Genomic DNA, 11,411 nt, shown 5'->3' with positions numbered 1-11,411 from the left:
TCAGCCGAAGTCGAACTCGACGCCCTTGCCGCCCTCTGCCTTCGACCACGAGACGGCCCCCTTCTCGGGGTCGTTCGCACAGAACACCATACAGGCGCCACACTCCACGCACGGTTCGTACGCGAAGTAGATGCCGCCCTCCTGGTCCTCCTGGTAGTCGAAGCACTCCGCGGGACAGAGATGCAGGCAGGGCTTGTCCTCGCAGGTGATACACTGTTCGTTGTCGACGGTGATGTGGGCGTCCTCGCTGACGTCCCACTCGACCGTCTCCAGATCGTCCTGAACGCTCATCGGTCTGTGCCTCCGCCGGCCACGTATGGTGTGTGTGAACTCATAGCTCCGTGTTCGTGTCGATCGGTATTGCTCTTTGGGGTCACAGCGACCTGAGCCCCCGGTAGCCGTCCTTGAGCAGGTCGAGGACCCCGGCGTCGCTCCGCCGGAACGCGCGGTACGCCTGCCGCCACGTCAGCCCGGACGCGTCGGTCTCCGCGGAGTACATCCCCCGGAGCGTCTCCGTCGCGATGCCCGGGTACGCACCGTACATCCGCTCGTTCTTCAGGAACTTCGGCAGGTGGCGGTGCTGCTTCATGTCCTGGAGGACGTACGACGCCTCCAGCCGGTCGTCGTACCGCCGGCCGAACGCGTCCCAGTTCCCGTCCTCGGTACACTCCATCGCGGCCTCGGCGGCGACAAGCCCGCTTTTGATCCCGTAGTCGAGGCCACGGAACGTGTACCCCTTGTTGAGGACGAGCCCCGCGGCGTCGCCGACGAGCGCGACCCGCCGGTCGTGGCGGTCGGGGAGCGTGTCGTAGGAGTGCTCGGGGACGAGGATTCCCTGATACTCCTCGACGGCGTCGCCCTGCACGTAGGGCCGGACCGTGTCCAGCTCCATGAACTCCTCCAGCAGCGAGTACAGCGGGGTACCGGTGTCGCCGTACCCCTCGTCACCCAGCCACCGGAGCGTCTCGAGGCCGCCGACCGCGCCGACGGAGATGTACTCCTCGAACGTGTAGATGAAGTAGCCGATCGTCGGCGCGCCCTCGGGGAACCCCGTGTAGATGTACGCGGCGCCCTCGTCGCTGTCGAGGTTGAACCGCTGGTCGATCGTCTCCCGGCCCACGTCGATCACTTTCTTGACCGACAGCGCCATGTCCTCGTTGCGCATCGTGCGCTGGATCCCCGTCTTCCGACCGACGGTCGTGTTCACGCCGTCGGCGCCGATCACGGCGTCGCAGGCGATGTCGCCGTTCTCGCGGTCGGTGTGGACCACCGCGCGGTCGGCCTCCTGTGTCACGTCCTGGACCGTCGTCTCGGAGACGAACGTCACGCCCTGTTCGACCGCGCGGTCGACGAACCACCGGTCGAACTTCCCGAGCATCAGCGTGTAGTTTGGCTCCTCCCGGAGTTCGAGGTCGCGGTAGCCGATGGAGACCTCCGCGTCGCCGTGGAGCAGTTTGATGTTGTGCTCGACGACGTGGCGTTCCAGCGGCGCCTCCTCGGGGAACTCCGGCACGAGGTCGTCCAGGATGCTGCCGTAGAGCACGCCGCCGGTGACGTTTTTCATCCCGGGCTGTTTGGCGCGCTCGACCAGCGCCACCTCGAACCCCTCGTCGGCGAGCTTGAAGGCGGCGGCGACGCCGGCCCGCCCGGCGCCGACGACCACCACGTCGACGGAGACGTCGGTCATTCGGCCACCTCCTCGGCCGCCGCGGACTCGTCGTCCGCTCTCGCCCGCCTGACCGCCTCGGCCAGCACGGGCCCGTACTCGTAGGCGTCGCCGACGATCCCGATGTCGGCGAAGTTGAAGATCCGCGCTTCGGGATCGGAGTTGATCGGGATCAGGTGGTCCGCGTTCACCGAGCGCATGTGGTAGGAGTCGCCCGAGATCGCACAGGGGACGTAGAGCTCCACGTCGATCTCCTTCCCCGTCACGCCGATCTGGCGGTCGTAGGCCACCCAGCCCTCGTCGGAGGGCGGGCGCGACGCCCCCACCGCGGCGCCGAACGCGTCCGCGAGCTCCTCGATCAGGTCGAACCCGTCCGCGCCGCCCAGCCCGAACCCGCCGGCGACGATGCGCCGCGCCTTCGCGAGGTCGGCCTCGGGCACCTCGAACGTCTCGACGTGCCGGATGCGGTCGTCGTCGGGGGCGTCGACCGCGACAGTGCGTTCGGTCGGCTCGCCCTCTGGGGGCTGGTCGGGCGTCCCGAGCGCTTCGGTGTTGAGCGTCACGACGGGGGGCTCCCGCTCGAAATCGAACTCGGCGTACGCGCGACCGCCGTAGGCGGGCCGGCCGGCGCGCAGTTCGCCGTTTCTGACACGCAGCAGGCAGTCGGTGACGCAGGCGCCCCGCCGCTGCCGCGCCGTCGCCGCCGCGAGGTCGGCACCGTCCGCAGTGTCGGGCAGCAGGACGGCCCGTGCGTCGTCGGTCAGTTCCGCGAGCGCCCGTGAGCGGGCACGGATGCCCGCCGCGCCCGCCGTGAACGTCCCGTTCTCGCGTGTCACGTGCAACACCTCGTCGGGCGCCCCCGCCGCTGCTTCCGCCGGCGTGACGAGGCCGTCGAACGCGACGGCGACGACGGTGGGCGGTTCCGCACCGGCGTCGCCGAGCGCCTCGGCGAGTCGGTGGGCTTCGTCCAACAGCGCAGCGTCGTCGGCGTCGGGCACGGCCACGATCTGTGTCATCGGTCACACCTCACAGTCATGCGGATAGCTCCCGGGCGAGCAGCTCGCCGTCGTAGATGGCTTTGTCGATCAGTCGCGGCGCGACGCAGTCGCCGACACGGTGGACCGCGTCGGCCGCGAACCCCTGTTCCTCCAGCGCGTCGGCGAGGCCGGTTCGAGCCTCCCGGCGTTCCGCAACCACGAGCGAGTCGGCAGCGACAGTGTGCACGTCCTCGGAGTAGACGTTGAGCAGCTGGGCAGTGTTGTCCTCGAACCCGATGATGGTGGCGTGGGTCTCGATGTCGACGCCGTGTTCGTACAGCGTCTCGAGGAACGGCGGGACGTTGGTCCCCTCCAGCTGGTCGCCCGGGTGGTAGGAGGTCGTCACGAACGTCACGTCGTGGTCGGCCGCGAGGTACTCCGCGACGCTGACCCCCGCCGCGTGTTTGTTGTTGTCGAAGACGATCACCGAGTCCCCGACGTCGTCGCCCCGGAGCACGTCCCACGAGCGGTGGACGTCCGGCCCCTGCAGGTCCGGCTGGCTCTCGCTGGCGCCGATGGCGACGACCACGTCGTCCCACGCGTCGGCGTCGACGGCCTCGGGGACGACTTCCGTGTTCGTCTCGACGGTCACGTCGCGGTTCCCGAGCTGGTTCTTCAGGTTCCGCACCGCGTCGCCGAACTCCTGTCGGGAGTCGACCTGTGTCGCGATGTTCGACTGGCCGCCGAGCTGGGCCTCCCGCTCGCGGATCGTCACCTGGTGGCCGAGGTCGGCAGCCGTCACCGCGAAGGAGAGCCCCGCGGGCCCACCGCCGACGACGAGCACGTCCCGTGGCGTCGACGCCGGATCGCGGTCCTCGAGATGAGGAATTTTCGTCTCCCGCCCCGACCGTGGCGTCTGGATACAGCCGACGTGGCCGTTGGTGTGGATGCCGCCCAGACAGTTCTGGTTGCAGGCGATGCAGTGGGTGACCTCCTCGTCCTCGCCGCGGCGGACCTTCCGGACCGTGTCGGCGTCGGCGATGAGCTGGCGGCACATGCCGACGAAGTCCGCACGGCCCTCCTCCAGCACGTCGTTGGCCTTCGTGAGGTCGTTGATCCGGCCGGCCGCGATGACCGGGATGTCGACCTCCTCTCGCGCGGCGCCGTAGTACTCCGAGGTGTAGCCCAGCGGCGCGTGCATCGGCGCGTCGGTGATGTACAGCTTCGAGATCGTGGCGATGTCGGAGTCGATGAAGTCCAGGCTCGGGTGGAGCCGGCGGATGACTTCGACCGCGTAGTCGTAGTCGTAGCCGCCCTCCTCCATCTCGTCCAGCGTGAGCCGGATCCCGACCGGGAACTCCTCGCCCACGCGGTCCCGGATCGCCTCGACGACCTCGTTCACGAGGCGGACACGGTTGTCCAGCGAGCCGCCGTACTCGTCGTCGCGGTTGTTGTACTTCGGCGAGAGGAACTGCCGCAGGATCCCGTCGTGGCCCGCCTTGAGCTCGATCCCGTCGAGGTTCCCCCGCTCGACGTGCTCGGCGGTTTTCGCGAAGCCGAGTTTGATCTCCTCGATGTCCTCGCGCTCCATCCGCTTGGGCATCTCGTAGCCGTACTCCGACGGGACCGCCGAGGGTGCCCACGTCTCCCGCATCGCGTGCTCGCCGGTGTCCTCCCCACCGGTGTGCTGGAGCTGGGCGAACACCTTGGTCCCGTGGTCGTGGACGGCGTCGGCGATCATCCGGAGCCGTGGGATCACGTCCGGGTCGTACCCCGAGGCGTACATCGGGTTCGACGCGCTCGGGTGGACGAGCATGCTCGACGGGCCGATAATGAGACCGACGCCGCCGCGAGCCCGCGCCTCGTAGTAGGCGGCGTCGCGCTCGGTCGGCAGGCCGTCCTCCGCGAACCCCGTCTCGTGGGCGAGGAACACCGTTCGATTCGGGATCGTCACTGACCCGATTCGTCTCGGCGTGAAAAGCATGTCTGGCATAGCTTGTGTGTGGTTCTCTCTCAGGTCTTGACAGGGCGAGGATAAAGGTGTACCGCCGATGGTAGGTCCGGAACTTGTTTATAATCATCTATCCCATTGTGAGACACTGACATGGAGGTATCGTACCCGTTCACCGGGATCGTCGACCAGCGAGCGATGAAACGTGCGTTACTGATCAACGCCGTCAACCCGGACGTGAGCGGCGTGCTGCTCCGTGGTGAACGCGGGACCGCCAAGTCGACTGCCGTGCGTGCGCTGGCGGCGGTGCTGCCCGAGATCGCGGTCGTCGCGGACTGTCCCTACGGCTGTCCGCCCGCCGACCCCGATCGGATGTGCAGCGACTGCCAGCAGCGCCACGCGGCCGGCGACGACCTCCCGGTCGAACGACGACGGATGCGGGTGGTGGATCTGCCGCTGAACGCCTCGGAGGACCGCGTCGTCGGCAGTATCGACCTCCAGCGAGCCGTCGAGTCGGGGGAAGCGACGTTCGAGCCCGGGATCCTCGCGGACGCCAACCGCAACGTGCTCTACGTCGACGAGGTGAACCTGCTCGACGACCACATCGTCGACGTGCTGCTCGACGCGGCGGCGATGGGCGAGAACATCGTCGAACGCGAGGGCGTCTCCTTCCGTCACCCGTCGGAGTTCGTTCTCGTCGGCACGATGAACCCCGAGGAGGGTGACCTCCGCCCGCAGCTGCTCGACCGCTTCGACATCGTCGTCGACGTCGGGGCCAGCGACGATCCCGGGGAGCGCGTCGAGATCGCCGAGCGCCGGGAGGCGTTCGACGCCGACCCGGAGGCGTTCCGCGCGGCGTACGCCGACGAGCAGCGAGCGCTCCGCGAGCGCCTCCGGGCGGCCCGCGAGCGCCTCGGAGGGGTCGAGATGGCCGAGGACCGACAGCGTGACGCCTCCTACGAGGCGCTCCGGCAGCGCGCACACGGGATGCGCGCGGACATCGCCGTCTCCCGGATCGCCCGCGCCATCGCCGCACTCGACGGCGAGGACGAAGTGACGGAGTCCAGCGTCGCGGAGGCTCAGTACTTCGCGTTCCCCCACCGCGTGGAAGGGGTCGCCGAGATGACTTTCGGCGAAGCGGCGCTCTCGACCGGCAACGACGGGGACGCCGAGGAGGGCGAGGACGACGACGACGAGTCCGAGGGCGACGACTCGGCCGACCAGCAGGGGGGCGGCATCCCAATCGCCGAGGGCGAGGCGTCCTACACGGTCGACCGGACCGCCATCGACCCGGAGAAGGACCGGACGATGCGGAGCGCGCTCGCGCGACGGACGCCGTCACGGGTCGACGTCCGCAGCGGGCGGTACGTCCGCTCGCGGATCCGGGAGGACGTCGACGACGTGGCGATCGACGCGACGCTGCGTGCGGCCGCACCCCACCAACGACAGCGCGGGCGGGAGGGCGACGAGCTGGTGATCGAACCGCGGGACCTCCGGCAGAAGCTCCGCGAGCGGACTGCGCGTGCGCTGGTGGTGTTCGTCGTCGACGCCAGCGGCAGCGTGATGAGCGGCCGGCAGATGATGGAGACCAAACGCGGCCTGCTCTCGCTGATCGAGGACGCCTACCGCGCCCGAAACCGGGTCGCCGTGGTGGTGTTCCGCGGCGAGGGGGCGTTCACGCTGGTCGAACCCACCCGCAACCACCGGCAGGCCCGCGACGCCGTCTCGGGGCTGACCGTCGGCGGGAACACGCCGCTGGCTCACGGGCTGGTCGAGGCGTACCAACTGGTCCAGCGGGAGCAACGCCGCGACCAGGAGCTCTACCCCCTGGTCGTGGTGCTGTCCGACGGGCAGTCGAACGTCGAGTACCGCGAGGACGGCGACGCCAAGGAGGACACGTTCCGCGCCGCGGCGATGTTCGACGACGACGACATCCCGTCGGTGTTCGTCGACACCGGCCACAAGATCGACACGACGCCGGACGAGATCTGGACCGACCGGAAAGCCCGGCGGATGAAGCGGAAACGCCACGAGCGCAACCGCGAGTTCGCGGCGGCGATGGGGGCGGACTACCTGCCGCTGATCGATCTCCCGCGTGACGTGGACCTCGAGGCGCTCGACTGGGAGGAGGGAACGGCATGACCCGACGCGACGGGGACGAGACCGACGACGATCGACCACAATCGATGACGAACCACGATATCACACACGACACGCCGGGAGCCGAGGAGGAACCGCGAGCCGCCGGGACGTTCCCGTTCACGGCCATCGTCGACCAGACCGAGATGAAGCGCGCGCTCGTGCTCAACGCCATCAACCCCGACGTGGGGGGTGTGCTGATCCGGGGCGAGCGCGGCACCGCCAAATCCACCGCCGTGCGTGCGCTGGCGGAGGTGCTGCCCGACATCGAGGCCGTGGCGGACTGCCCGTACGGCTGCCCGCCCGACGACCACGACCGGATGTGTGACGACTGTCGGGAGCGCCACGACGCCGGCGACGACCTCCCCACGGAGACCCGGCCGATGCGGGTGGTGGATCTGCCGCTGAACGCCTCGGAGGACCGCGTCGTCGGCAGCATCGACCTCGAACGCGCGGTGCAGGCTGGCGAACGACAGTTCGAACCCGGCATTCTCGCGGAAGCCAACCGGAACATCCTCTACGTCGACGAGGTGAACCTGCTCGACGACCACATCGTCGACGTGCTGCTCGACGCGGCAGCGATGGGCGAGAACATCGTCGAACGCGAGGGCGTCTCCTTCCGCCACCCGTCGGAGTTCATCCTCGTCGGGACGATGAACCCCGAGGAGGGCGACCTTCGCCCGCAACTGCTGGACCGGTTCGGCCTCGTCGTCGACGTCGAGGGCGTCACGGAAGTGGACGACCGCGTGGAGATCAGCCGCCGCCGCGCCGCGTTCGAGGCCGACCCCGAGGCGTTCCGTGCGGAGCACGTCGACGAGCAGGCGGCGATTCGGGAGGATATCGCTGCTGCCCAGGCGCGGCTCGACGGGGTGGCGCTCGGCGACGACGTCGCCCGGCTGATCGCCGGCATGAACATCGAACTCGACGTCGACGGCCACCGTGGCGACATCACGCTCCGGCGGGCCGCCCGCACGCTCGCGGCGTTCGAGGGCGACGACGAGGTGACCGCCCGGACCGTCCGCCGCGTCGCCCGGATGGCGCTGGAACACCGCCTCCAGCGCCTCCCGTTCGAGGAGGAGGAACAGGACGTGATGGGTGTCTTCCACGACGTGCGGCGCGAGCTGGGGCTCGAGGACTGAGCCCCGGCCGACGCTGATTTTTTCGCTGTCGCTTTGGTTTCTCAACCACGTAGACATAATTTATTAATTCTGATAGGTCCCCGACCATTGATGAGTTGGAGTACACTTATTGTGGATGATAAAACATGGTAATGTGGGAACACACACCGCGTTAGTACATAACGCAGGGTCGTTCCCGGAGACAGACCCATGCCAGAGTACGACTTCACCGGGCAGGTGGCCTTCGTCACGGGGGCTGCACACGGACAGGGGCGCTCACACGCACAACACTACGCGAGACACGGCGCCGACGTCGTCGCCGTCGATATCGCCCACAACAAGGACACGGTGCCGTACGACCTCGGCACGGCCGACGAACTCGACGAAACGGCAAGCCTCGTCGAGGACGAAGGCCAGCGAGCACTCACTGTCGAAGCCGACGTCTCCGACGAAGCCGAAGTCGAGGCCGCCGTCGACGAGGCGCTCGACGAGTTCGGCCACATCGACATCCTCGCCAACAACGCCGGCATCGAATCGATCGCCGACCTGACGGAGATGGACGAGGCGATGTGGGACGAGCTCGTCGACGTGAACCTCAAAGGGGTATGGCTCTGCTCGAAACACGTCGGGCAGCACTTCATCGACCGCGGCGACGGGGGGAAAATCGTCTCCACCGCGTCGACCGCCGGGCAGGTCGGCATTCCGAGTAACGGCCACTACGTCGCCGCGAAACACGGCGTCATCGGCCTGACGAAGACGCTGGCGCTCGAACTCGCGGAGTACGACGTCAACGCCAACTGCATCGGGCCGACAGCTGTCGACACCCCGATGGTCGCAGGGATGCTCGAGGGGTACGGCGAGGAGTTCATGAACGAGATGGGCGCCGTCGCGGGGCCGATGAGCGTCTTCCCGGACACGGACATGATCGAACCGAGCGACATCAGCGAGGCGTACATGTGGCTCTCCAGCGACGCCGCACGCTACGTCACCGGCATCTACCTGCCGGTCGACGCCGGGTTCCTCGCGAAGTAACGCACGCCAAACAACAATCAACAACCCAACACCATGGTACAGTACGATTTCGACGGTAAGGTCGCGTTCGTCACTGGCGCCGGTCACGGCCAGGGACGGTCGCACGCACAGCACTACGCGAAACACGGCGCCGACGTCGTCGTCACCGACATCTGCGAGAACATCGAGACCAACCCTTACGACCTCAGCACGTCGGACGAGCTCGAAGAGACGGCGAGCATGGTCGAAGACGAGGGGCAGGAGGCGCTCGCCATCCAGATGGACGTCCGTGAGGAGGACGAAGTCGCCGCGGCCGTCGACGAAGCCATCGACGAGTTCGGCCGGATCGACATCCTCGCGAACAACGCCGGCATCTTCAACGCCGCCGACATGACGGAGATGCCCGAACAGCAGTGGGACGAGATGATCGACACGAACCTCAAAGGCGTGTGGCTCTGCAGCAAGCACGTCGGCCAGCACTTCATCGACCGCGGCGACGGCGGCAAGATCGTCTCCACCGCGTCGGCTGCGGGGCTGATCGCGACCCCCTCCGCCGGCCACTACGTCGCGACGAAACACGGCGTGCTCGGCCTGACGAAGACGCTGGCGCTCGAGCTCGCCGAGTACGACGTCAACGTCAACGCCGTCTGTCCCACCGGCGTTCAGACGCCGATGATCGCCGGGTTCACCGAGGCCTACGGCGAGGAGCTGATGGACGAGATGGGGGCGCTCACCGGGCCGTGGAGCGTGTTCGAGGACGTGGACATGATCGAGGCGAAGGACGTGAGCGAGGCGTACATGTGGCTCTCCAGCGACGCCGCACGCTACGTCACCGGGATCGGTCTCCCCGTCGACGCGGGGATGACCGCCAAGTGATCAGAACGATGGTAGAGTACGACTTCAGCGGCAAGGTGGCGTTCGTCACCGGCGCCGCACACGGACAGGGGCGATCGCACGCACAACACTACGCGAAACACGGTGCCGACGTGGTCGTCACCGACGTCGGTCACAACTTGGAGTCGGTCCCCTACGACATGGGGACCACGGAGGAGCTCCACGAGACGGCCAGCATCGTCGAGGACGAGGGACAGGAGGCGCTGGCGCTCGAAGTGGACGTCCGCGAGGAGGAGCAGGTCGCGTCCGCGGTGGACCAGGCGCTCGAGGAGTTCGGCAGGATCGACATCCTCGCGAACAACGCCGGCATCTGGCCGATGGCGGATCTCGTCGAGATGGACGAGGCGCTGTGGGACGTCGTGATCGACACCGTCCTCAAGGGCGTCTGGCTCTGTTCGAAGCACGTCGGCCAGCATTTCGTCGAGCGCGGCGACGGCGGCAAGATCGTCAACACCTCCTCGACGGCCGGCCTCGTCGGCGCGCCCGGCGCCGGCCACTACGTCGCCGGCAAGCACGGCGTTATCGGCCTGACGAAGACGTTGGCACTCGAACTCGCCGAGTACGACGTCAACGTCAACGCCGTCTGCCCGACGGCGCTGGACAGCCCGGGTATGAACAACTACATCGAGACGTACGGCCCGGAGATGCTCGAGGAGATGGGTGAGCTGACCGGCCCGATGAACGTGTTCGAGCCGGGCGAGATGATCGAGGAGCAGGACATCAGCGAGGCGTACATGTGGCTCTCCAGCGACGCCGCACGCTACGTCACTGGGATCGCACTGCCCGTCGACGCGGGCGCGACAGCCAAGTGACCATGGTCGAGTACGACTTCAGCAACAAGGTGGCGTTCGTCACGGGGGCGGCACACGGACAGGGACGCTCCCACGCCCAACACTACGCGAAACACGGCGCCGACGTCGTCGTCACCGACATCAGTCGGAACGTGGAGACCGTCCCCTACGACCTCGGGACCAGCGAAGAACTCGAAGAGACAGCCAGCCTCGTCGAGGACGAGGGGCAGGAAGCCCTCGCCATCGAGATGGACGTTCGCGACGAGAGCGACGTCGAAGCCGCGGTCGAGCGCGCCGTCGATGAGTTCGGCAAGATCGACATCCTCGCCAACAACGCCGGCATCGCGTCGATGGCGGACGCAGTGGAGATGCCCGAACAGCAGTGGGACGAGATGATCGACACGAACCTCAAAGGCGTCTGGCTGGCCTCGAAACACGTCGGCCAGCACTTCGTCGAGCGCGGCGACGGCGGCAAGATCGTCTCGACAGCCTCGACCGCCGGCGCGATCGGGATCCCGGGGCAGGGCCACTACGTGGCCGCGAAACACGGCGTCGTCGGCCTCACGAAGACGCTGGCGCTCGAACTCGCCGAGTACGACGTCAACGTCAACTGTATCGGTCCGACCGGGATCGACACGCCGATGATCACTGGGGTCAACGAGGCCTACGGCGAGGAGGCGCTCGCGGAGGTGACGGAGCTCACCGGGCCGTGGAACGTGTTCGGCGACGGCGGGATGATCGAGTCGAAGGACATCAGCGAGGCGTACATGTGGCTCTCCAGCGACGCCGCCCGCTACGTCACCGGCATCTACCTTCCAGTGGACGCCGGGTTCCTGGCAAAGTAAGCTAACCAACCGACGATAA

10 protein-coding genes are annotated in these 11,411 nt (G+C 67.7%); 6 read left to right on the top strand and 4 right to left on the bottom strand.

Going from position 1 to position 11,411, the window contains the following annotated elements; all coding sequences use genetic code 11:
* The 4 genes from B9G49_RS00275 to B9G49_RS00260 all read right to left on the bottom strand — a co-directional run bounded on the left by B9G49_RS00275 (position 1) and on the right by B9G49_RS00260 (position 4,627).
* Positions 1-291 carry a ferredoxin family protein gene (locus B9G49_RS00275; RefSeq protein ID WP_079232154.1) on the bottom strand — a complete coding sequence of 97 codons (291 nt, stop codon included), beginning with the start codon at positions 289-291 and terminating at the stop codon, positions 1-3.
* Between the two features lie 82 nt (positions 292-373).
* Positions 374-1,687 (bottom strand): FAD-dependent oxidoreductase, encoded by a 1,314-nt coding sequence (locus B9G49_RS00270; RefSeq protein WP_086214934.1) that lies wholly within the window; start codon positions 1,685-1,687, stop codon positions 374-376.
* Positions 1,684-2,682, bottom strand: a complete 999-nt coding sequence (locus B9G49_RS00265) for an electron transfer flavoprotein subunit alpha/FixB family protein (protein ID WP_086214933.1) — start codon at positions 2,680-2,682, stop codon at positions 1,684-1,686. The genes B9G49_RS00270 and B9G49_RS00265 overlap by 4 nt, the downstream gene beginning before the upstream one ends.
* 16 nt (positions 2,683-2,698) lie before the next feature.
* Entirely contained in the window at positions 2,699-4,627 is a 1,929-nt protein-coding gene (locus B9G49_RS00260; protein WP_255376737.1) for an FAD-dependent oxidoreductase, read from the bottom strand.
* 120 nt (positions 4,628-4,747) lie between these two features.
* On the opposite strand from B9G49_RS00260, the gene B9G49_RS00255 reads away from it, so the two are divergent.
* The 6 genes from B9G49_RS00255 to B9G49_RS00230 all read left to right on the top strand — a co-directional run bounded on the left by B9G49_RS00255 (position 4,748) and on the right by B9G49_RS00230 (position 11,392).
* On the top strand, positions 4,748-6,736 hold the full coding sequence (locus B9G49_RS00255; protein WP_086214931.1) for a VWA domain-containing protein: 1,989 nt from the start codon (positions 4,748-4,750) through the stop codon (positions 6,734-6,736).
* A complete protein-coding gene (locus B9G49_RS00250; RefSeq protein WP_198943774.1) occupies positions 6,733-7,872 on the top strand; it encodes an ATP-binding protein in 1,140 nt (379 codons plus the stop codon). Before B9G49_RS00255 ends, B9G49_RS00250 begins: the two co-directional genes overlap by 4 nt.
* 189 nt (positions 7,873-8,061) lie before the next feature.
* A complete protein-coding gene (locus B9G49_RS00245) occupies positions 8,062-8,883 on the top strand; it encodes a mycofactocin-coupled SDR family oxidoreductase (protein ID WP_086214930.1) in 822 nt (273 codons plus the stop codon).
* Positions 8,884-8,916: 33 nt separating this feature from the next.
* The gene (locus tag B9G49_RS00240) at positions 8,917-9,738 is read left to right on the top strand and encodes a mycofactocin-coupled SDR family oxidoreductase (protein WP_086214929.1); all 822 of its coding nucleotides are present in this window, start codon (positions 8,917-8,919) and stop codon (positions 9,736-9,738) included.
* A gap of 8 nt (positions 9,739-9,746) precedes the next feature.
* Positions 9,747-10,568, top strand: coding sequence for a mycofactocin-coupled SDR family oxidoreductase (locus B9G49_RS00235; protein ID WP_086215189.1), 822 nt, complete (start codon positions 9,747-9,749; stop codon positions 10,566-10,568).
* Between the two features lie 2 nt (positions 10,569-10,570).
* On the top strand, positions 10,571-11,392 hold the full coding sequence (locus B9G49_RS00230; RefSeq protein WP_086214928.1) for a mycofactocin-coupled SDR family oxidoreductase: 822 nt from the start codon (positions 10,571-10,573) through the stop codon (positions 11,390-11,392).
* Positions 11,393-11,411 lie beyond the last annotated feature (19 nt).

Source organism: Halorubrum sp. SD683 (assembly GCF_002135045.1).
Classification (GTDB): Archaea; Halobacteriota; Halobacteria; order Halobacteriales; family Haloferacaceae; genus Halorubrum; species Halorubrum ezzemoulense.
This window is presented reverse-complemented; position numbering and strand designations above follow the sequence as displayed.